Raw genomic sequence first — 20,036 nt, forward strand, 5'->3', positions numbered from 1 at the left:
CCATGTCGATCGACGTCAACAACGAGTCCGGAACCGAGGTCGACGAGCAGGCGATCCTCGACATCGCCCGCTACGCGCTCGCGAGGATGCGCATCCACCCGCTCTCCGAGCTCTCGGTGATCGTCGTGGACGCCGACGCCATGGAGCAGCTGCACATCCAGTGGATGGACCTGCCGGGGCCCACGGACGTCATGTCCTTCCCGATGGACGAACTGCGTCCGCCGTCGAAGGACGACGACGAGCCCCCGCAGGGCCTCCTCGGCGACATCGTGCTCTGCCCCGAGGTCGCCGCCAAGCAGGGCGCCGACGCGCCGACCAGGCACACCATGGACGAGGAGCTCCAGCTGCTCACCGTCCACGGTGTGCTGCACCTGCTCGGCTACGACCACGAGGAGCCCGACGAGAAGGCCGAGATGTTCGGCCTGCAGGCCGCCATCGTGGACGGCTGGCGCGCGGAGAAGGGCCTCACCGGCCCGTCCCCGGCCCCCACCGTGTCATGAGCATCCCGCTCGTCTCCGGTGCGATCGCCCTCGTGGTCGTGGCGTGGCTCGCCGCCTGCGCGGAGGCGGGCCTCGCGCGGGTCTCCAGCTTCCGCGCGGAGGACGCCGTACGCTCCGGGCGGCGCGGCAGCGCCAAGCTCGCCCAGGTCGCCGCCGACCCGACCCGCTACCTCAACCTGGCGCTGCTGGTCCGTGTCGCCTGCGAGATGGCCGCCGCCGCACTCGTCACCTACGCCTGCCTCAACGAGTTCGACAGCACCACCGAGGCGCTGCTGATCGCCATCGCCGTGATGGTCCTGGTGTCGTACGTCGCCGTCGGCGTCTCCCCGCGCACCATCGGCCGCCAGCACCCCGTGCACACGGCGACCGCGGCGGCGTACGTGCTGCTGCCGCTGGCCCGGGTGCTGGGCCCCATCCCGTCGCTGCTGATCCTCATCGGCAACGCGCTCACCCCCGGCAAGGGCTTCCGGCACGGCCCGTTCGCCTCCGAGGCGGAGCTGCGGGCCCTGGTCGACTACGCGGAGCGGGAGTCGCTGATCGAGGACGAGGAGCGCCGCATGGTGCACTCCGTCTTCGAACTCGGCGACACCCTGGTCCGCGAGGTGATGGTGCCGCGTACCGACCTGATCGCCATCGAGCGGTACAAGACCATCCGGCAGGCCCTCACCCTCGCCCTGCGCTCCGGCTTCTCCAGGATCCCGGTGACCGGCGAGAACGAGGACGACATCGTCGGGATCGTCTACCTCAAGGACCTGGCCCGCAAGACGCACATCAGCCGGGACGCGGAGAGCGAGCTGGTGTCCACGGCGATGCGGCCCGCGTTCTTCGTCCCGGACACCAAGAACGCCGGCGACCTGCTGCGCGAGATGCAGAAGGAACGCAACCACGTCGCCGTCGTCATCGACGAGTACGGCGGCACGGCCGGCATCGTCACCATCGAGGACATCCTCGAGGAGATCGTCGGCGAGATCACCGACGAGTACGACCGGGAACTGCCGCCCGTGGAGGAACTGGGAGAGGACCGCTACCGGGTCACCGCCCGCCTCGACATCACCGACCTCGGCGAGCTGTACGGCCTCGACGAGTTCGACGACGAGGACGTGGAGACCGTCGGCGGCCTGCTCGCCAAGGCGCTCGGCCGGGTCCCGATCGCCGGGGCCTTCTCCCTGTTGCCGCTCCCCGACGGGCGGAAGCTGCGGCTGACCGCCGAGGCCGCCGCCGGCCGCCGCAACAAGATCGTCACGGTGGTGGTGGAGCCGGTGGCCCCGGCCGACCCGGCCGAGGAGGAGACACCCGAGTGACCCCCCAGGAGCTGCGCGCCTTCTGCCTGTCCTTCAACGCGGCCGAGGAGGACTTCCCGTTCAACCCGGAGACCTCGGTCTTCAAGGTCCGGGGCAAGCTGTTCGCCCTGACGAACCTGGACGCGCGGCCCCTGACGGTCAACCTCAAGTGCGACCCGGAGGACGCCCTCCGCCTGCGCACCGAGCACGAGGGCCTGATCGTCCCCGGCTGGCACATGAACAAGCGCCACTGGAACACGGTCACCGCCGACGCCGGACTCCCGGACCGCCTGGTCCGGGAGCTCATCGAGGACTCGTACGACCTCGTCGTGGCCGGCCTACCGCGCGCCGAGCGACTCCGCCTCGACCGCCCCTGAGGCCCGGCGCCGCAGGCCCACCGCGACCAGCACCGCCGCCACCAGCACGATCCCCGCGTCCAGCGCGATCACCGTGTGGACGCCCGCCAGCAGATCGTCCGCGGCCGTCGCCAGCACGCCGAGCAGGGGGATGCCCACGGTGATGCCGATCTGCTGGGTGGAGGTGACCAGACCGGTGGCCAGACCCTGCTCCGCGTCGGGGACGCCGGAGGTGACCGTCAGGCCGTACGAGATGATCGCGCCCAGGTGGAACATGCTGGCCAGGGACACGGCGGCGGTGGCCAGCCACACCGACCAGCCGCCCGTGCCGAGGCCGAGCAGCGCGGCGACCAGCGCGCCCTGCCCCGCGAGGGAGACGACCAGGGTGCGGCGGGCGCCGAGCCGGGCGACGACCCTCGGGGTGAACGAACCGGCCACCACCGACAGCACGCCCTGCACCCCGAAGACCAGTCCGGTCTTGAAGGCGGACAGGCTCAGGACCTCCTGGAGGTAGAGGGTCAGCACGAAGACCACCGTCGACATCATCGAGAAGGTGACCAGCCCGCCCAGGTTGCCCCACGCCACCGTGCGGCGGCGCAGCATCGGCAGGGACACCAGCGGCGCGTCGGAGCGGGACTCCACGACCACGAACACGGTGAGCAGGGCGAGCCCCGCGGCCAGGCCGACCAGGACGTCCACGCGGCCGAAGCCGTGGTCGGCGGCGGTCGACAGGGCGTAGATCACGGCGAGCAGACCGCCGGTGACGGTGACCGCGCCCGGCACGTCCAGGCGGGGCCGGTCCGGGGTCCGGGACTCCGGGAGCAGCGCGGGCGCCAGCGGCAGCACGATCAGGGCGAACAGCGCGAGCAGGCCCATCGTGGAGCGCCAGCCGAGGACATCGGTCAGCACGCCCCCCGCCACCATGCCGACGGTGAAGCCGAGCGACATCAGGGTGCCGGAGATCCCCAGCGCCCGGTCCCGGGCCGGGCCCTCCGCGAAGGTGGTGGTCAGCAGGGACATCCCGGTCGGCACGATCGCCGCCGCGCCCAGCCCCTGCAACGCCCGTCCGGCGAGGAACGACGCCGGATCCCAGGCGAATGTGGCCAGCACCGAGGCGGCGGCGAACAGGGCGAGCCCGGACAGGAACAGCTTCCGGCGGCCGTACAGGTCGCCGACGCGGCCGAACAGCAGCAGGAATCCGCCGGACGGCAGCGCGAACGCCGTCACCGCCCACTGCAGCGCGGACGGGCTCATGCCCAGGTCGGCGCCGAGCACCGGCAGGGCCACGTTGAGCACGGAGAAGTCCAGCGCGACCATGAACTGGGCCGCGCAGAGCACGAAGAGGACGAGTTTGTCGCGCGTCGACAACCGGGTGCTGTCGGGCGGGCGGGGAACGGTCGGGCTGGAAGTGGTGGTGGTGTCGATCGCCATGTGCATGAGCATCCGGCGGTCGGAATACGGCTGGGGAGTCGGAACTTATGGTGGTGGTGGCAACACCAGCCGGCACACAGGCAGGACGAGGGGGGATCCTTACGTGTCCGAGGACGCGTCGAAGACGCATCGACGGCGTGAGCTGCGCGAGTTCCTGATGAGCCGACGGGCCCGGGTCACCCCGGCCGAGGCGGGCCTGCCCGAGGGCGGCGCCCGGCGGCGGACGCCCGGCCTCCGGCGCGAGGAGGTCGCCGTCCTCGCGGGCGTGGGCGCCTCCTGGTACCAGTGGCTGGAGCAGGGCCGCGACATCTCCGTCTCGCCGCAGGTCCTCGACGCGGTCGCCCGGGTACTGCGGCTGAGCAACGCCGAGCACCGGCATCTGTACGTGCTCGCCGGACTCAATCCGCCCGCGCCCGAGGTGGCCCCGGAGAAGCGGGACATGTGCGACGGGCTGCGGCGGCTGATCGACACCTGGATGCCGTGTCCGGCGCACATCATGGACCGGTACTACAACACCGTCATGTACAACGACGCGGCCGCGATCGTGCTCGGCATGCGGCCCGACCAGACGCAGAACTGCGTCGTCGACTTCTTCACCGACCCCATGTACCGCGCCCGCGACGTCAGTTGGGAGCGCAACGCGCGCACGGTCGTCGCCCAGTTCCGCGCCGCCTGCTCGGCCTGCCCCGACGACGAGGGGTTCCAGGCGGTGCTGGCGCAACTGAAGGAGGCGAGCCCGGAGTTCACCCGGCTGTGGGAGGAGCGGGACATCGAGGACGCCGGGCAGATCCGCAAGGAGCTGGAGCATCCGCTGGCCGGCCTGCTGGTGCTGGAGGCCACGGTGATGAAGGTGCCCGCCCGGCCGGATCTGACGATCGTGCTGCACACCCCGCTGGAGGAGGCGAACACCGCTGCCAAGCTGGAGTGGCTGGCCTCGCCGGAGTCGCGGCGCGGGGCGCTGTACCCCGTGGCGGGCTGACCGCCGTACCGCTACGTATCCTCGAGCCATGACCGACAGCAGCGCGCTTGACCCCGAGGACCGCAAGATCGTCACCCTGGCCCGCTCGGCCCGGGCCCGCAACGGTGTGCCCGAGGGGGCGGCCGTACGCGACGAGACGGGCCGTACGTACGTGGCCGGGACGGTCGCCCTGGACTCGCTGAGGCTGAGCGCCCTGCGGACCGCGGTGGCGATGGCGGTGGCGTCCGGGGCGAAGTCGCTGGAGGCCGCGGCGGTGGTGACGGAGGCGGAGTCCGCATCGGCGGAGGACCTGGCGGCCGTACGCGACCTGGGCGGACCGCAGACGCCGGTGCTGATCGCGGGCCCGGACGGTACGGTCCGGACGACGGTGACGGCGGGCTGAGCCCCCGCCGATGGCCGAAGGGCGGAAAGACCCCTCGGCACCACCGCCACCCTCACCCTGAAGTCCGCCGCGGTCGCCGCGCCCATCGCGCTCCCGGCGGACTCGATCACCTCGACGCGCCCCCCGGAGGAGCCTCGGCGGGCCGGGTGTCAGAGCGCGTCCGGCCCGCGCTCGCCCGTCCGGACCCGGACGACGGTCTCCACCGGCAGCGCCCAGACCTTGCCGTCGCCGATCTTCCCGGTCTGCGCGGCCCTCACGATCGCGTCGATCACGGCGTCGGAGTCCGCGTCCTCCACGACGACCTCGATCCGGACCTTCGGCACCAGGTCGACCTGGTACTCGGCGCCCCGGTAGACCTCGGTGTGGCCGCGCTGGCGGCCGTAGCCGCTGGCCTCCGACACGGTCAGCCCCTGGATGCCCAGCTCCTGGAGCGCGTTCTTGACCTCGTCGAGGCGGTACGGCTTGACGATCGCGGTGATGAGCTTCATGCCTGCGGCTTGACCTTCTGCGCGGGGGGAACGGGGGAGGACGAGGTGACCGGGCCGCCGTGGCCGCCCAGGACCCCGTGATCGTAGGCCGTCTCGGCGTGCACCGTAAGGTCCAGCCCGGTGTGCTCCTGCTCCTCGCTCGCCCGGAAGCCCATGGCCCGGTCGATCGCCTTCCCGATGCCGTACGTCGCCAGGAAGGCGTACGCGCCCACGACGGCCACGGCCACCAGCTGCCTGCCCAGCTGCCCGAGCCCGCCGCCGTACAGCAGGCCCTCCGGGCCGCCGGTCATGGACTCCACCGCGAAGACGCCGATCAGCAGGGTGCCGATGACACCGCCGACCAGGTGCACGCCGACGACGTCGAGGGAGTCGTCGTAGTTCAGCTTGAACTTCCAGCTCACCGCGTAGGAGCAGACGACGCCGGCGGCCAGGCCCACCACCAGCGCGCCGAGCAGGGACACCGAACCGCACGACGGGGTGATCGCCACCAGACCGGCCACGGCACCGGAGGCCGCGCCCAGCGTGGTCGCGTGGCCGTCCCGCTTCTGCTCCACGAAGAGCCAGCCGAGCAGACCGGTGCAGCCGGCGGCCAGGGTGTTGAGGAAGACGGCGGCCGCGAGGCCGTTCGCGCCGAGCGCCGAGCCCGCGTTGAACCCGAACCAGCCGAACCAGAGCAGACCGGCGCCGAGCACCACCATGGGCAGGTTGTGCGGGCGCATCGCGTCCTTCTTGAAGCCCAGCCGCGGGCCGAGGACCAGGCACAGGGCGAGACCCGAGGCGCCGGAGGTGATCTCGACGGGCAGGCCGCCCGCGAAGTCCAGCGCGCCCAGCCTCTCGAGGATCCAGCCGCCGGGGCCCCAGGTCCAATGGGCGACGGGAACGTATACGAGCAGCGTCCACACCGGGACGAAGACCAGCCACGCGCCGAACTTGGCGCGGTCCGCGACGGCGCCGCTGATCAGCGCGGCGGTGATGACCGCGAAGGTGAGCTGGAAGGTGGCGAAGAGCACGGTGGGGACGGTCCCGTGGACGCTGTCCGGGCCGATCCCGGACATGCCGAGGTGGTCGAGTCCGCCGATCAGGCCGCCCGCCGCGTCCTCGCCGAAGGCGAGCGAGTAGCCGGCCGCCAGCCACACGACGGTGACCAGGGCGATCGACACGAAGCTCATCATCAGCATGTTGAGCACGCTCTTCGTGCGGACCATGCCGCCGTAGAACAGGGCCAGGCCCGGGGTCATCAGAAGCACCAGGGCGGTCGCGGCGAGCAGCCAGGCGGTGTCGCCGGTGTCGAGTGCCGCCTGCTCGGCGGCCAGGGTCACGGTCGTCACGGGGTCTCCAACGCGGTGAGGGCTGCGTCAGAGAGTCACCGGTCGGCGTTTCCGGTCGCGTACGGGTGTGTTTCCGTGACGTTTCGTTGCCACCGGGTTTCCGGAAACTCACGGTACGGCGGCGCTCCGGCGATCAGGGAGAATGGGCGGCATGAGCGTTCGTACCCAGTCATCCGAGCCGTCGGGGCCCAGCGGGGCCGTCCACCGCGCGGGCTTCGCCTGTTTCGTGGGCCGCCCCAACGCGGGCAAGTCCACCCTGACGAACGCTTTGGTCGGGCAGAAGGTGGCGATCACCGCCAACCAGCCGCAGACCACCCGGCACACCGTGCGGGGCATCGTGCACCGTCCGGACGCCCAGCTGATCCTGGTGGACACCCCCGGCCTGCACAAGCCGCGCACGCTGCTGGGCGAGCGGCTGAACGACGTGGTCCGCACGACCTGGGCGGAGGTCGACGTGATCGGCTTCTGTCTCCCGGCGAACGAGAAGATCGGTCCCGGTGACCGCTTCATCGCCAAGGAGCTGGCGGGGATCAAGAAGTCCCCGAAGGTCGCCATCGTCACCAAGACGGACCTGGTCGACTCCAAGGCCCTCGCCGAGCAGCTGATCGCGATCGACCAGCTGGGCAAGGAGCTGGGCATCGAGTGGGCGCAGATCGTCCCGGTGTCGGCGACCGCGAACAAGCAGGTCGACCTGCTGGCGGACCTGCTGATCCCGATGCTGCCCGAGGGCCCCGCCCTCTACCCCGAGGGCGACCTCACCGACGAGCCCGAGCAGGTCATGATCGCGGAGCTGATCCGCGAGGCCGCGCTGGAGGGCGTCCGCGACGAGCTGCCGCACTCCATCGCCGTGGTCGTCGAGGAGATGCTGCCGCGCCAGGACCGCCCCGCGGACCGGCCCCTGCTGGACATCCACGCCAACGTCTACATCGAACGCCCCAGCCAGAAGGGCATCATCATCGGCCCCAAGGGCAAGCGCCTGAAGGAGGTCGGCATCAAGTCCCGCAAGCAGATCGAGGCCCTGCTCGGCACGCCGGTCTTCCTCGACCTCCACGTCAAGGTGGCCAAGGACTGGCAGCGGGACCCGAAGCAGCTGCGGAAGCTGGGCTTCTGAGTTCAGCCCGGTGACGGCACCACGGTCTCCGTGAGCGTCGCCAGCCGGGACGCCAGGATCCTCGCCCAGGCGCGGTAGCCGTCGGGGAAGGGGGGAAACGGTCGGGGGTGAACCAGGGGCCCGGGTGGGCGGGCGGGGCGCCCGAGGGAAGGTGGAAGACGGCGGCTCCCCTCATGGCCGCCGTCTTCGGCTGGTGGTCCAGGAGCCGGACGTAGAGGGCGAGCGGGAGCCGCGTGTGACGCGGGGACCGCAGCGCCGTCAGGACCGGCAGGCCCGCGAACACCACGGGGACGTCCTCGCCGAGGCGTAGCCGGATGTCCCGCACCAGCGCCTCCGCGTCCCGGCGGACGGCGCGCGCCTGCGCATCCGCACGGCGCCGTTCGTGCCGGCGACGATCAGGACCAGGTCGGGGCGCCAGCGGGTCATCGGGTCGGTGAGGCCGCCCAGCAGGGCCCGGCGGGCCGTCGCCGGCGTCGCCCCCGCCTTCGCCGTCACCCGCCAGTCCACCGCGCGGCCGGTGAGCTGGGACAGGGCCAGGGCCAGATGCCCGGCCATCGCCTCCCCGTGGCGCGTGGCCCCCACGCCGGCCGCCACTTCCATAACGCACCGTCCGCCGCCGCCTGCTCGACGAAGCCGCCCGCGTCCTCGCCGAGGAAGGCCCCGCCGCGCTCAGCGCCCGCCGCCTCTGCATGGCTGTCGGCGCCTCCACCATGGCCGTCTACACCCACTTCGGCTCGATGGCGGGCCTGGTGCGCGAGGTGATCCGGGAAGGGTTCGACCGGTTCCAGGCCCGCGCCGAGGCCGTCGGGACGGGTGGCGACCCCGTCCACGAGCTGGCCCGGCTCTGCCGCGTCTACCAGGACTTCGCACGGAGCGAACCCGATGTCTACGCCGTGATGTTCGGCGGCTCCGCCATCGCCGGGTTCGAACTGACCGAGGAGGACCGCAGATGGGCGTACGGCTGCTGCGCCACCCGCGCGACGCCATCCGGCGGTGCGTCGCCGCCGGGCGGTTCCGGCCCGACGCCGACGCCGATCTCGTCGTACGGCAGCTGTTCGCCTCGATGCACGGGCTGGCACAGCTCGCCCACGCCGGACACGTCATCGGCGTGTACGGGCCCGCCGACGTCCTCACGGGCACGCTGCGGGACTTCGCCGTCGCCGCCGGGGACGAGCCGGGGCGGGCCGGGGAGTCCGTGCGGTCGGGCCTCGCGGACGGCTGATCAGCGCTGCGCCCGCAGCACCTCCCGGAACCAGCGGTACGACGCCTTCGGTGTGCGGGCCAGCGTCTCGTAGTCCACGTGGACGAGGCCGAACCGGCGCGCGTACCCCTCCGCCCACTCGAAGTTGTCCAGCAGCGACCAGACGAAGTAGCCCCGCACGTCCACACCCGCCGCCACCGCCCGGTGCAGGGCGCGGATGTGGCCGTCCAGGTAGGCGATGCGCTCCTGGTCGTCGATCCCCTCGTACGAGCAGCCGTTCTCGGTGACGACCACCGGCGGGAGCCGGTCGCCGTAGCGGTCCCGGAAGCCGGTCAGCAGCTCGGTCAGCCCGTCGGGGACCACCGGCCAGCCGAAGTCCGTCGTCGGGAATCCCTCGATCTCCCGGACCGAGAAAGGCAGTTCGGCGGGCATCCGCACACCGCCGAAGTCGGTCTCCGCGCCCTGCGGGGCGCCCACCCTGGTCGGCGCGTAGTAGTTGACGCCGTACCAGTCGACCGGCTCGGAGATCACCTTCAGGTCGGCCTCGACGTCCCCCGGCATCAGCTCCCCGAGCCCCGCCGGATACGTGCCGAGCAGCAGCGGGTCGGCGAACAGCCGGTTCAGCAGGACGTCGTAGAAGTCCGCCGCCGCCACGTCCGCGCTCTCCTCGGACGCGGCCCAGGTCGGCCCGTGCGAGTTGGCGATCCCGATGCCGCCGGCGCCGGCCGCGCGCAGCGCGCGGACCGCCAGGCCGTGCGCCAGCAGCTGGTGGTGGGCGACGGGCAGCGCGTCGAAGAGGAGCCGCTTGCCGGGGGCGTGCACGCCGAGGGCGTGGCCCAGCAGGGTGTGCTCGGCGGGCTCGTTGAGGGTGATCCACCGGGTGACCCGGTCACCGACCCGGTCGGCGACGGCCGAGACGTACTCGGCGAAGCGGGCGGCCGTGTCCCGGTCCAGCCAGTCCAGGCCGAGCGGCAGGTCCCAGTGGAACAGGGTGGGGACGGGCTGGACGCCCGCCGCGCACAGGTCGTCGACGAGACGGTCGTAGAAGCCGAGGCCGCCCCGCGAGCGCACCCTCGGCCAGGAGACCGAGAAGCGGTAGGCGTCCACGCCCAGGCCGGCGAGGAGGGCGACGTCCTCGCGGTGGCGGTGGTAGTGGTCGCAGGCCACCGCCGCCGTCGAGCCGTCCTTCACCCGCCCCGGCTCCGCCGTGAAGGCGTCCCACACGGACGGCTCACGCTCGTCGGCCGCGCCCTCGATCTGGTGGGCCGAGGTCGACACGCCCCACAGGAATCCGGCGGGGAACTGCGGTATCGGGTTCGTCATCGCCATGGGCGGATCCTCCGTACCGTCGGTAACGGAAGTCAACGCCCCCGCACGGGGCCGGAGTTACGCCCCTTCCTTGAGCACCCGCGTGATCAGCGCCCGCTGGTCGTCCGTCAGCCGCGGATCGCTCGCGTACACCGTCGTCCCGTCCACGGTGATCTGGTAGCTGAAGCCGTCCGGCACCCCGACCGGGGGCGTGCCCCGGCCGGCGGACATCGCCCGCTCGGCCAGGGCCTGCCACTCGGGGGCGTCGGCGCGGCCCGAGGTGTCGATCTCGGCGTACCGCTCGATGCCCGCGAACCCGCCCGTGCGCCTCACCTGAATACGCATGGGTCCCTGTCTAGTACGGAACTACAGCGTGCGCACCCCGACCTGCTCCCAGGCCTTGCGCACCGCCTCCTGCTCGTCGCCGCCGTCGCCGTAACGCTCCCGCGCGGCCTTGACGGTCAGCTTGGCGAAGTCGGTGAAGAAGGCCCGCTCGCTCAGCTCGCCACCGGTCAGCACGTCGTACCAGATCTGCCCCGCCCGCTCCCAGGCGTGGCCGCCGAGCGCGGTGGCCGCCAGGTAGAAGGCGTGGTTGGGGATGCCGGAGTTGATGTGCACACCGCCGTTGTCGCGGCCGGTGCGGACGTACTCGTCCATCGTCGCGGGCTGCGGGTCCTTGCCGAGGACGTCGTCGTCGTAGGCGCTGCCCGGCTCCTTCATGGAGCGCAGGGCCCGGCCGGTGACACCCGGGGCGAGCAGGCCGGCGCCGATCAGCCAGTCGGCCTCGGAGGCGGTCTGGCCGAGCGTGTACTGCTTGATGAGCGAGCCGAAGACGTCGGACATCGACTCGTTGAGGGCCCCCGGCTGGCCGTAGTAGGTGAGGTTCGCCGTGTACTGGGTGACGCCGTGGGTCAGTTCGTGGCCGATGACGTCGATGGGCAGGGTGAAGTCCAGGAAGACCTCGCCGTCGCCGTCGCCGAACACCATCTGCTCGCCGTTCCAGAAGGCGTTGCCGTAGTTCTCGTCGTAGTGGACGGTGGCGTCCAGCGGCAGGCCGTCGCCGTCGATGGAGTGCCGGCCGTAGACCTTCAGGAACAGGTCGAAGGTGGCGCCGAGACCCGAGTAGGCGCGGTTGACGGTGGCGTCCCGGCCGGGGTCCTCGCCCTCGCCGCGCACCTTGGTGCCGGGGAGCGCGGTCTTGTGCTCGGCGTCGTAGATCGTGCGCAGCGGCTGCTCCGAGGGCGCCTTCGCCGCGGGTGCGGCCGCGAGGCGGAACTCGGTGGTCACCCGGCGCCGGCCGCGCAGCTCGCTGTCGCGCACCAGGGTGCGGCGGGCGGGTTCGGCGAGCGCGGGGTCGTCGGCCTGGGCCAGCTTGTCGAGGAGGTGGGGCGGGACGACTGTGCAGAAGACGGCGGTCATGCACCGCACGATCGCACCGAGTGAGCTGTTTGTCACCGTCCGCAACCATGATTGGTGAAATACGGACGTGTCGGCCACCTGAGGCCCGCGCCGAGTGGTATGGCACACGTTTTGTCTGCTTTGCCCCCCGGGTCCCGCATACTGATACGGAGCCCCGTATCCGGGAGCGGCTCGGCTAGCATGCTGCGCATCATGCGTTTCGGGCTGCTTCTTCTTAGCTGCCGCGGCGAGGGCCTGTAGTCCAGGTCGACTCCCTCCCCGCGGAGCTTGGCGTTGCCGTCGGCCGTCCTTCCGGACACCCCTAGGAGCCCCCGCATCATGGCCAACCGCCAGCAGCCCAGTTCCCTGCCGATCCACAAGTACGGCCGCTACGAGCAGGTCGACATCCCGGACCGCACCTGGCCGGACCAGCGGATCACCAAGGCCCCCCGATGGCTGTCGACCGACCTGCGGGACGGCAACCAGGCCCTGATCGACCCGATGTCCCCGGTACGCAAGCGGGCCATGTTCGATCTGCTGGTCAAGATGGGCTACAAGGAGATCGAGATCGGCTTCCCGGCCTCCGGCCAGACCGACTTCGACTTCGTCCGGTCGATCATCGAGGAGCCCGGCGCCATCCCCGAGGACGTGACGATCTCCGTCCTCACCCAGGCCCGCGAGGACCTGATCGAGCGGACCGTGGAGTCCCTGAAGGGCGCCCACCGCGCGACCGTCCACCTGTACAACGCCACCGCCCCGGTCTTCCGCCGGGTCGTCTTCCGCGGCTCCAGGGACGACATCAAGCAGATCGCCGTGGACGGCACCCGCCTGGTGATGGAGTACGCCGACAAGCTGCTGGGCCCGGAGACCGACTTCGGCTTCCAGTACAGCCCGGAGATCTTCACCGACACCGAGCTGGACTTCGCGCTGGAGGTCTGCGAGGGCGTCATGGACGTCTGGCAGCCCGGCCCGGACCGCGAGATCATCCTCAACCTGCCGGCGACCGTCGAGCGCTCCACCCCGTCCACCCACGCGGACCGCTTCGAGTGGATGCACCGCAACCTGTCCCGCCGCGAGTTCGTCTGCCTGTCGGTCCACCCGCACAACGACCGCGGTACGGCCGTCGCCGCCGCCGAGCTGGCGCTGATGGCCGGCGCCGACCGCATCGAGGGCTGCCTGTTCGGGCAGGGCGAGCGCACCGGCAACGTCGACCTGGTCACCCTGGGCATGAACCTGTTCTCCCAGGGCGTCGACCCGCAGATCGACTTCTCCCAGATCGACGAGATCCGCCGCACCTGGGAGTACTGCAACCAGATGGAGGTCCACCCGCGCCACCCGTACGTGGGCGACCTGGTCTACACGTCCTTCTCCGGCTCCCACCAGGACGCCATCAAGAAGGGCTTCGACGCCATGGAGGCCGATGCGGCGGCCAAGGGCGTCACCGTCGACGACATCGAGTGGGCGGTGCCGTACCTGCCGATCGACCCGAAGGACGTCGGCCGCTCCTACGAGGCGGTCATCCGGGTGAACTCGCAGTCCGGCAAGGGCGGCGTGGCGTACGTGCTGAAGAACGAGCACAAGCTGGAGCTGCCGCGCCGGATGCAGATCGAGTTCTCCAAGATCATCCAGGCGAAGACGGACGCCGAGGGCGGCGAGGTCACCCCGAAGGCCATCTGGGCGATCTTCGAGGACGAGTACCTGCCGAACCCCGAGAACCCGTGGGGTCGTATTCAGGTCAAGAACGGGCAGTCCACCACCGACCGCGACGGCGTCGACACGCTCACCGTGGAGGCCACCGTCGACGGCGCGGACACCGTGCTGACCGGCTCCGGCAACGGTCCGATCTCGGCCTTCTTCGACGCGCTGCAGTCCGTCGGGATCGACGTACGCCTGCTGGACTACCAGGAGCACACGATGAGCGAGGGCGCCTCCGCGCAGGCCGCCTCCTACATCGAATGCGCGATCGACGGCAAGGTGCTGTGGGGCATCGGCATCGACGCCAACACCACCCGCGCCTCCCTGAAGGCGGTCGTCTCGGCCGTCAACCGGGCCGCCCGCTGAACCGCCCCCACCGGGGGTTTGAGGGTCCCGTCCGCCGTCTCCCGGCGGGCGGGACCCCGTCGTTTACCGGCCATCCGCCCGCCCAGGTCACGGAAAGGTCTCGTCCGAGGTGCTGACTAGGCCTCATCCATGTGGCTAACATCACGCCAGCGCGGCGATGTTGCCGCGGGGTTACGGAGGTGCTGCGACGTGCTGCCAGGACGGGGACGAGACGGCCGTGTCACCGGGCTTTCGCGCATTCTGGGCACCCGTACCGCGTGGACGGCCGTCGGCGACGGCGCGTTCTTCTGCCCGGGCTGCGGAGGCGACCGCAACTATCAGCGGCTCACCGGGCGCCGCCGCATGACCGTCCTCGGCATGCCCGTACTGCCGCGCGGCGCGAGCGGACCCGTCGTCGAGTGCGCGGCCTGCCGCCACCACTACGGCACCGACGTCCTCGACCACCCCACCACCACCCGCTTCTCCGCGATGCTCCGCGACGCCGTGCACACCATCGCCCTCGCGGTGCTCGCCGCGGGCGGCGCCGGCTCCCGCGCGGCCCTGGAGGCCGCCGCCTCGGCGGTGCGCGCGGCCGGCTTCGACGACTGCACCGAGGAACAGCTGGCCGCCCTCGTCGAGGCGCTGGAGGCGGACACCGGCCGCATCACCGGCGCGCCCTGCGGCCCCGGGCTCGCCATAGAGCTGCACGAGGCGCTGGACCCCCTTGCCCCGCACCTCGCCGCCACCGGCCGCGAGTCGATCCTGCTCCAGGGCGCCCGCATCGCCCTCGCCGACGGCCCGTACACACCCGCCGAACGCGACGTCCTCGCCACCGTGGGCGCCGCCCTCACCATCTGCGCGGACGAGGTGACACGACTGCTGGTGGCGGCGCGCACGCCGTCGTGAACGCTCCCGCGTTTACTCCCCAGGGAGTAGTGGGCCCCTGCGGTCACCCCTCGTCGTACGCCCGAACTCGCCCTCACGCGCGACGAATCCCCGCGCCCCCGCCGGGAGTCTGGAACCGCATCCAGACAACGCTTCCGGAGGGAGGGCCCGTTCCATGGGGGCCGGACAGACGACAGGCAGGCGACGAGCCGTGCCGTGGGTGATGCTCGCGCTGTGGATCGGAGTGCTGGCGTTCGCCTCGCCGTTCGCCGCGAAACTCGCCGACGTACAGCGCGACCGGGTCACCGACTACCTCCCGGCGAACGCCGACTCCACCCAGGTCGCCGAGATACAGGACCGGCTGCCCGGCGGCGAGACCACCGAACTGGTGCTCGTCTACCACCGCGACGGCGGGCTGACCGCCGCCGACCGGACGGTCGCCGGGCGGCAGGTCGACGAGATCGCCGGAGCCCACGAGCTGGCCGCGCCCCCCGAGGGCGTCCCCTCGAAGGACGGCACCACGCTGATGTACCCGGTCGCCAGCAACGCGCCCGGCGGCGACGAGGACAAACGGGACGCCTTCGTGGAGGACGTCCGCGAGGTCGCCCGCGGTGCCGACGGGCTGAGCGTCGAGGTCGGCGGTCCGGGCGCGCTGACGACGGACGCCGCCAAGGTGTACGACTCGCTGGGCGGGCCCTTGCTGTACACGACCGTCGCCGTGGTCGCCGTCCTGCTGATCCTGATCTACCGCAGCCCCGTGCTGTGGCTGGTGCCCCTCGTCGTCGCGGGCATCGCCGACTACCTCTCCATGGGCGTCGCCTACGGCCTCAACCAGGCCTTCGGCACCCAGGTCTCCGGGCAGAGCTCGGGCATCATGACGATCCTCGTCTTCGGCGCCGGCACCGACTACGCGCTGCTGCTGGTCTCCCGGTACCGGGAGGAACTGCGGCGCTTCGAGCGGCCGTACGACGCCATGCGGGCCGCGCTGCGCGGCTGCGGGCCCGCCGTGCTCGCCTCCTCCGGCACCGTCGCCGCCGGACTGCTGTGCCTGCTCGCCGCCGACCTCAACTCCAACCGCGGCATGGGCCCGCTCGGCACCGTCGGGGTGCTGTGCGCGCTGGCCGCCATGCTGACCCTGCTGCCCGCCCTGCTGGTCCTGCTGGGCCGCCGGGTGTTCTGGCCGCTCATCCCCGCCTACGGCAGCACCCCCAAGGCCGGCCGGTCGCTGTTCGCCGCGATGGGCACCTCCGCCGGGCGGCGCCCGCTCGCCGTCCTCGCCGGCGGGGCCGTCCTGCTCGGCGCGCTCGCCCTCGGCGCGTTCAACCTGCCCGGCAGCCTGAAGCAGGAGGACTCCTTCGTCGACAAGCCGGAGTCCGTGGCCGCCATGCAGACCCTCGCCGACGCCTATCCGGAACGGTCCAGCCAGCCCATCACCGTCCTCACCCCGGCCGACCGCGCCGACGCCACCCTCGCCGAGATCCGCGACACCCCCGGCGTCACCGACGCGGCGGCCGGACGCACCGGGGACGGCTGGACCGAGGTGTCCGTCATCGCCGCCGACCCGCCCCAGTCGGCGGGGGAGACCAAGACCATCGAGGACCTGCGCGACCGGCTCGACGGCTCCTACGTCGGCGGCGCCAGCGCCCAGCAGATCGACCTGGAGGAGACCAACGCCCGCGACGCCCTCGTCGTCGTGCCGATCGTCCTCGTCTCCGTGCTGCTGATCCTGGTCGTCCTGCTCAGGTCGCTCGTCGCGCCGCTGATGCTGGTGGCGGCCGTGGTCGCCGTCTGGGGCGCCACCCTCGGTATCGGCGGGCTGGTGTTCGAGCCGCTGTTCGGCTTCGAGGGCACCGACCCCGGGCTGGGCCTGCTGTCCTTCGTCTTCCTGGTGGCCCTCGGTGTCGACTACGGCATCTTCCTGATGCACCGCATGCGCGAGGAGTCCACGAGCGGCGCCGACCCGGTCACCGCGGCGCTCACCGCGCTGCGCACCACCGGCGGGGTGATCGCCTCCGCCGGGCTCGTCCTCGCCGCGACCTTCGGGGTGCTGCTGAACATGGGGCTGGTGGCCCTCGTCGAACTCGGCTTCGTCATCTCGGTCGGCGTGCTGCTGGACACCTTCCTCGTCCGCACCTACCTGGTGACCAGCGCGAGCGTCGCCCTCGGCCGCCGGGTGTGGTGGCCGGGCCGGCTGTCGAAGGCGCCGGAATCCGTCCCCGAGGTCCGGCAGCCGGAACGCGTCTGACCCGGTGGACCCGGTGGAGACCCCGTGGGCGCCCCTCCCTCCCGGAGGGGCGCCTTCCTCCCGGAGGATGAGCCCCGTGCCCGAAGCCCACAAGCCCCGCGTCGGCGAGCGGATCATGGCGGCGATCAACCGTGACCCGCTCACCGCCCCGCACGCCCTCCGCAACGACGCGCTGCTCGCCCTCGCCGCCACCGCCCACGCCGTCGTCGTCGCCCTGCTCACCGACGAGGGGCGACGACCCGACGCGCTCGGCTGGACCCTGCTGCTGGCCGCCCAACTGCCCTTGGTGTGGCGCCGTCGCCGCCCGCTGTGGGTGCTGGCCGCCGTGGTCGCGCTGGTCGCGCCGTACCACGCCCTCGACTTCAACCACGCCGCCCCCACCGCCGCCGCGTACGTCGCGCTCTACACCGTCGCCGTCACCAGCCGTCCCCTGCGCACCCTGCTGACCGGCGGCTCGGTGCTCGCCGTCTCGCTCAGCGTCATGGCCACCGTCAACAGCCACCAGGCACTGGAGCTGCTGCGGATCTCCGGCTGGGTGATCGCCGTGCTCTTCGTCGGCATCGACGTCCGCTTCTACCGCCAGTACGTCGCCGCCATCGTCGAGCGCGCCGAACGGGCCGAACGCACCCGCGAGGAGGAGGCGCGCCGCCGGGTCGCCGAGGAACGCCTGCGCATCGCCCGCGACCTGCACGACCTGCTCGCGCACAGCATCACCCTGATCGGCGTGCAGACCTCCGTCGCCGCGCACGTGCTGAACGCCGACCCCGACCGCCTCGACCGGGCCGCCGTCGCGGGCGCCCTCGACGACATCGCCGAGACCTGCCGCACCGCGCGCGGCGAACTGCGCACCACCCTGGAGGTGCTGCGCGAGCACGACGGGCCGGAGATACGCGGGCCGCTGCCCGGCCTGCACGGGCTGACCGACCTCGCGGAGACCGCCCGCGCCGCCGGCGCCAAGGCGGAACTGGAGGTGCGGGCCGAGGAGGTGCCGCCCGCCGTCGGGGCCGCCGCCTACCGGATCGTGCAGGAAGCGCTGACCAACGCCGTACGGCACGCCGGGCCCGCCCCGGCCGTCCGGGTCGAACTGGTCGAACGGGACGGCAGCCTGCACCTGTCGGTCACCGACGACGGCACCGGCCCGCCCTCCGGCACCACCCCCGGCTTCGGACTCGTCGGCATGCGTGAGCGGGCCCGCAGCGTGGGTGGCACACTCGACGCCGGCCCCCGGTCCGACGGGGGCTTCGCGGTGCGCGCCGTACTGCCGTTCCGAACCGTCAGAACCGAGGGGAACCGATGATCCGCGTCCTGCTCGCCGACGACCAGACCCTCGTACGGGCCGCGTTCGCGATGCTCGTCGAGTCCGCCCGGGACATGGAGGTCGTCGGCCAGGCCGGCACCGGCCGGGAGGCGGTCGAACTGGCCCGAGCCGAACGCGCCGACCTCGTGGTGATGGACATCCGCATGCCCGACCTCGACGGCATCGAGGCGACCCGGCTGATCGCCGCCGACGAGGACCTGGCGGGTGTGAAGGTGCTCGTGCTGACCACCTACGACACCGACGAGCACATCGTCGAGGCGCTGCGCGCCGGGGCGTCCGGCTTCCTGGTGAAGGACACCAGACCCGCCGACCTCCTGGACGCCATCCGCACGGTCGCGGCGGGCGAGGCACTCCTGTCGCCCGGCCCGACCTCCCGGCTGATCGCCCGCTTCCTGCGCAGCCCCTCCGCCGCCCCCGCCACGGGCGGCCCCGAATGCCTCTCGGAGCGGGAACGCGAGGTGCTCACGCTCGTCGCGCGCGGCCTGAACAACACCGGGATAGCCGAAACCCTCGGCCTGAGTCCGCTCACCGCGAAGACGCACGTCAGCCGCATCATGGGGAAGCTGGGGGCGCGGGACCGGGCCCAGCTGGTCATCGTGGCGTACGAGTCGGGGCTGGTGACGCCGGGGAGTATGTGACGGACAGTCACGTCCGTCAGTCTCCTGGAGAGCGATGCCCCTCCCGAGCCGCACCCTGCTCACCGCCGCCGTCCTGCTCGCCGCCTCCGCCCTGACCGCCCCCCGCTCCGACGGCCTCCGCACAGGCCGCCGCCGAAGCCGCCCCCGGCTGCGCCTCCTCCGTGCCCTACGTCTCCGGGCAGGGCTACGCCGCCTACCGCGTCCCCGCCGTCGTCACCACCCGGCACGGCTCCGTCCTCGCCTTCGCGGAGGGCCGGCGCACCGGCGCCGGGGACAGCGGGGACATCGACGTCGTCCTGCGCCGCTCCACCGACGGCGGCTGCACCTGGGGCCCGCTGACCGTGGTGGCCGCCGGGCGCGGCGACACCCGGGGCAACCCGGCGCCGGTGGCGGACCCGCGCCGTCGTCCTCGTCACCTGCTTCAACGGCGGAGAAGCGACCGAGGCGCGGATCATGCGGGGAGAGGTCCCGCCGGAGCGGGGGCGGCGGATGCTCGTGCAGCGCGGCCTGGACGACGGACGCCGCTTCTCACCGCCGTACGAGATCACGGCGGCGGTGAAGCCGGCGCACTGGCGCTGGTACGGCACCGGGCCCGGCCAGGTCCCCGCCCTCACCCACGGACCCCTTCGGGGCCGCCTGGTGGTCCCGGCCAACGACTCGGCCGCGCCGCCCGCCGGGACCCGGACACCGGCGCGGAACCCCGGTACTACGGCGGCCACGCCCTGCTCAGCGACGACGGCGGGCGCACCTGGCGGCTCGGCTTCACCGACGACTCCTACGGCCACGCCGACGCCAACGAGAGCACCGCCGCCCAGCTCCCCGACGGCCGCGTCCACCTCAACGCCCGCGACCAGCACGGCACCCTGCCCGGCAACCGCCTCGACACCCACTCCTCCGACGGCGGCGAAACCCTCGACCGCCCCTACACCCCCCAACCCGCCCTGGACGGCGTCCCCGTCGTCCAGTCGAGCGTCCTGCAGCCGCCCGGCTCCCCGCTCCTCGCCCCCTCCGACCCCACCGCCCGCCGCGCCCTCGCCCTGTGGCGCAGCACCGATGGCGGCACCACCTTCACCAAGTCCCTGACCCTCACCCCGAACCGGTCCGCCTACTCCGACCTCGCCCGACTCGACCGCGCGACGGTCGGGGTG

General features: G+C 72.4%; 19 protein-coding genes and 2 pseudogenes. 14 read left to right on the plus strand and 7 right to left on the minus strand.

All coding sequences use genetic code 11. From position 1 onward, the window contains the following. Nucleotides 1-2: 2 nt before the first annotated feature. Genes ybeY through ACSU6L_RS24850 form a run of 3 tightly spaced genes read left to right on the plus strand, consistent with a single transcriptional unit; the run spans nt 3 to nt 2,157 of the window. A complete protein-coding gene (ybeY, locus tag ACSU6L_RS24840) occupies nt 3-500 on the plus strand; it encodes an rRNA maturation RNase YbeY (protein WP_073938602.1) in 498 nt (165 codons plus the stop codon). After that, nucleotides 497-1,801 carry a hemolysin family protein gene (locus ACSU6L_RS24845; protein WP_437060168.1) on the plus strand — a complete coding sequence of 435 codons (1,305 nt, stop codon included), beginning with the start codon at nt 497-499 and terminating at the stop codon, nt 1,799-1,801. Before ybeY ends, ACSU6L_RS24845 begins: the two co-directional genes overlap by 4 nt. Beyond that, entirely contained in the window at nt 1,798-2,157 is a 360-nt protein-coding gene (locus ACSU6L_RS24850) for an MmcQ/YjbR family DNA-binding protein (RefSeq protein ID WP_437060170.1), read from the plus strand. The genes ACSU6L_RS24845 and ACSU6L_RS24850 overlap by 4 nt, the downstream gene beginning before the upstream one ends. Here the strand turns inward: ACSU6L_RS24850 and ACSU6L_RS24855 are convergent. Further along, complete coding sequence (locus ACSU6L_RS24855) at nt 2,119-3,567, minus strand: MFS transporter (RefSeq protein WP_437060172.1); 1,449 nt, start codon at nt 3,565-3,567, stop codon at nt 2,119-2,121. The two genes, ACSU6L_RS24850 and ACSU6L_RS24855, sit on opposite strands and share 39 nt — an antisense overlap. Nucleotides 3,568-3,724: 157 nt before the next feature. Between ACSU6L_RS24855 and ACSU6L_RS24860 the strand changes: the two genes are divergently transcribed. Further along, nucleotides 3,725-4,546, plus strand: a complete 822-nt coding sequence (locus tag ACSU6L_RS24860; protein ID WP_437065042.1) for a helix-turn-helix transcriptional regulator — start codon at nt 3,725-3,727, stop codon at nt 4,544-4,546. A gap of 28 nt (nt 4,547-4,574) precedes the next feature. Further along, the gene (locus ACSU6L_RS24865) at nt 4,575-4,928 is read left to right on the plus strand and encodes a cytidine deaminase (RefSeq protein WP_437060174.1); all 354 of its coding nucleotides are present in this window, start codon (nt 4,575-4,577) and stop codon (nt 4,926-4,928) included. 149 nt (nt 4,929-5,077) lie between these two features. Here ACSU6L_RS24865 and ACSU6L_RS24870 read toward each other — a convergent pair whose 3' ends face one another. After that, nucleotides 5,078-5,416, minus strand: a complete 339-nt coding sequence (locus ACSU6L_RS24870) for a P-II family nitrogen regulator (RefSeq protein ID WP_365506256.1) — start codon at nt 5,414-5,416, stop codon at nt 5,078-5,080. Further along, the gene (locus ACSU6L_RS24875) at nt 5,413-6,735 is read right to left on the minus strand and encodes an ammonium transporter (RefSeq protein ID WP_437065044.1); all 1,323 of its coding nucleotides are present in this window, start codon (nt 6,733-6,735) and stop codon (nt 5,413-5,415) included. The genes ACSU6L_RS24870 and ACSU6L_RS24875 overlap by 4 nt, the downstream gene beginning before the upstream one ends. 160 nt (nt 6,736-6,895) lie before the next feature. On the opposite strand from ACSU6L_RS24875, the gene era reads away from it, so the two are divergent. Next, nucleotides 6,896-7,855, plus strand: a complete 960-nt coding sequence (gene era / locus ACSU6L_RS24880; RefSeq protein ID WP_437060176.1) for a GTPase Era — start codon at nt 6,896-6,898, stop codon at nt 7,853-7,855. A gap of 258 nt (nt 7,856-8,113) precedes the next feature. Here era and ACSU6L_RS24885 read toward each other — a convergent pair whose 3' ends face one another. Further along, the gene (locus ACSU6L_RS24885; RefSeq protein WP_437060178.1) at nt 8,114-8,437 is read right to left on the minus strand and encodes a hypothetical protein; all 324 of its coding nucleotides are present in this window, start codon (nt 8,435-8,437) and stop codon (nt 8,114-8,116) included. Between the two features lie 38 nt (nt 8,438-8,475). Between ACSU6L_RS24885 and ACSU6L_RS24890 the strand changes: the two are divergent. Then, nucleotides 8,476-8,604: pseudogene (locus tag ACSU6L_RS24890) on the plus strand (TetR family transcriptional regulator); the annotation flags it as partial. Nucleotides 8,605-8,804: 200 nt separating this feature from the next. After that, entirely contained in the window at nt 8,805-9,077 is a 273-nt protein-coding gene (locus tag ACSU6L_RS24895; RefSeq protein ID WP_437060180.1) for a hypothetical protein, read from the plus strand. On the opposite strand, the gene ACSU6L_RS24900 is transcribed toward ACSU6L_RS24895, so the two are convergent. Genes ACSU6L_RS24900 through ACSU6L_RS24910 form a run of 3 tightly spaced genes read right to left on the minus strand, consistent with a single transcriptional unit; the run spans nt 9,078 to nt 11,783 of the window. Further along, nucleotides 9,078-10,385 (minus strand): GH1 family beta-glucosidase, encoded by a 1,308-nt coding sequence (locus tag ACSU6L_RS24900; RefSeq protein WP_437060182.1) that lies wholly within the window; start codon nt 10,383-10,385, stop codon nt 9,078-9,080. A gap of 57 nt (nt 10,386-10,442) precedes the next feature. After that, the gene (locus ACSU6L_RS24905; RefSeq protein ID WP_073938619.1) at nt 10,443-10,709 is read right to left on the minus strand and encodes a protealysin inhibitor emfourin; all 267 of its coding nucleotides are present in this window, start codon (nt 10,707-10,709) and stop codon (nt 10,443-10,445) included. 21 nt (nt 10,710-10,730) lie between these two features. Beyond that, nucleotides 10,731-11,783 (minus strand): M4 family metallopeptidase, encoded by a 1,053-nt coding sequence (locus tag ACSU6L_RS24910; protein WP_073938621.1) that lies wholly within the window; start codon nt 11,781-11,783, stop codon nt 10,731-10,733. Nucleotides 11,784-12,101: 318 nt separating this feature from the next. Between ACSU6L_RS24910 and leuA the strand changes: the two genes are divergently transcribed. The 6 genes and pseudogenes from leuA to ACSU6L_RS24940 all read left to right on the plus strand — a co-directional run. After that, nucleotides 12,102-13,823, plus strand: coding sequence for a 2-isopropylmalate synthase (leuA, locus tag ACSU6L_RS24915; protein WP_437060184.1), 1,722 nt, complete (start codon nt 12,102-12,104; stop codon nt 13,821-13,823). A gap of 189 nt (nt 13,824-14,012) precedes the next feature. Then, the gene (locus ACSU6L_RS24920; protein WP_437060186.1) at nt 14,013-14,708 is read left to right on the plus strand and encodes a TerB family tellurite resistance protein; all 696 of its coding nucleotides are present in this window, start codon (nt 14,013-14,015) and stop codon (nt 14,706-14,708) included. Nucleotides 14,709-14,862: 154 nt separating this feature from the next. Next, a complete protein-coding gene (locus ACSU6L_RS24925) occupies nt 14,863-16,932 on the plus strand; it encodes an MMPL family transporter (protein ID WP_437060188.1) in 2,070 nt (689 codons plus the stop codon). Between the two features lie 67 nt (nt 16,933-16,999). After that, nucleotides 17,000-18,229: a sensor histidine kinase gene (locus ACSU6L_RS24930; protein ID WP_437060190.1), complete on the plus strand. Its 1,230-nt coding sequence runs from the start codon at nt 17,000-17,002 to the stop codon at nt 18,227-18,229. After that, on the plus strand, nt 18,226-18,888 hold the full coding sequence (locus ACSU6L_RS24935; RefSeq protein WP_365506230.1) for a response regulator transcription factor: 663 nt from the start codon (nt 18,226-18,228) through the stop codon (nt 18,886-18,888). Before ACSU6L_RS24930 ends, ACSU6L_RS24935 begins: the two co-directional genes overlap by 4 nt. A gap of 386 nt (nt 18,889-19,274) precedes the next feature. After that, a pseudogene (locus ACSU6L_RS24940) lies at nt 19,275-19,964 on the plus strand (exo-alpha-sialidase); the annotation flags it as partial. Between the last annotated feature and the right edge of the window lie 72 nt (nt 19,965-20,036).

It is taken from the genome of Streptomyces sp. enrichment culture, assembly GCF_964272855.1.
GTDB lineage: Bacteria > Actinomycetota > Actinomycetes > Streptomycetales > Streptomycetaceae > Streptomyces.

Bases quoted from the DNA above. Each gene is read 5' to 3' on its own strand.
- ACSU6L_RS24845 (WP_437060168.1), top strand. From the start codon at position 497: ATGAGCATCCCGCTCGTCTCCGGTGCGATCGCCCTCGTGGTCGTGGCG.
- ACSU6L_RS24935 (WP_365506230.1), top strand. From the start codon at position 18,226: ATGATCCGCGTCCTGCTCGCCGACGACCAGACCCTCGTACGGGCCGCG.
- ACSU6L_RS24855 (WP_437060172.1), bottom strand. From the start codon at position 3,567: ATGGCGATCGACACCACCACCACTTCCAGCCCGACCGTTCCCCGCCCG.
- ACSU6L_RS24910 (WP_073938621.1), bottom strand. From the start codon at position 11,783: ATGACCGCCGTCTTCTGCACAGTCGTCCCGCCCCACCTCCTCGACAAG.
- ybeY (WP_073938602.1), top strand. From the start codon at position 3: ATGTCGATCGACGTCAACAACGAGTCCGGAACCGAGGTCGACGAGCAG.
- ACSU6L_RS24870 (WP_365506256.1), bottom strand. From the start codon at position 5,416: ATGAAGCTCATCACCGCGATCGTCAAGCCGTACCGCCTCGACGAGGTC.
- ACSU6L_RS24930 (WP_437060190.1), top strand. From the start codon at position 17,000: ATGAGCCCCGTGCCCGAAGCCCACAAGCCCCGCGTCGGCGAGCGGATC.
- era (WP_437060176.1), top strand. From the start codon at position 6,896: ATGAGCGTTCGTACCCAGTCATCCGAGCCGTCGGGGCCCAGCGGGGCC.
- ACSU6L_RS24925 (WP_437060188.1), top strand. From the start codon at position 14,863: ATGGGGGCCGGACAGACGACAGGCAGGCGACGAGCCGTGCCGTGGGTG.
- leuA (WP_437060184.1), top strand. From the start codon at position 12,102: ATGGCCAACCGCCAGCAGCCCAGTTCCCTGCCGATCCACAAGTACGGC.
- ACSU6L_RS24900 (WP_437060182.1), bottom strand. From the start codon at position 10,385: ATGGCGATGACGAACCCGATACCGCAGTTCCCCGCCGGATTCCTGTGG.
- ACSU6L_RS24895 (WP_437060180.1), top strand. From the start codon at position 8,805: ATGGGCGTACGGCTGCTGCGCCACCCGCGCGACGCCATCCGGCGGTGC.
- ACSU6L_RS24865 (WP_437060174.1), top strand. From the start codon at position 4,575: ATGACCGACAGCAGCGCGCTTGACCCCGAGGACCGCAAGATCGTCACC.
- ACSU6L_RS24860 (WP_437065042.1), top strand. From the start codon at position 3,725: ATGAGCCGACGGGCCCGGGTCACCCCGGCCGAGGCGGGCCTGCCCGAG.
- ACSU6L_RS24905 (WP_073938619.1), bottom strand. From the start codon at position 10,709: ATGCGTATTCAGGTGAGGCGCACGGGCGGGTTCGCGGGCATCGAGCGG.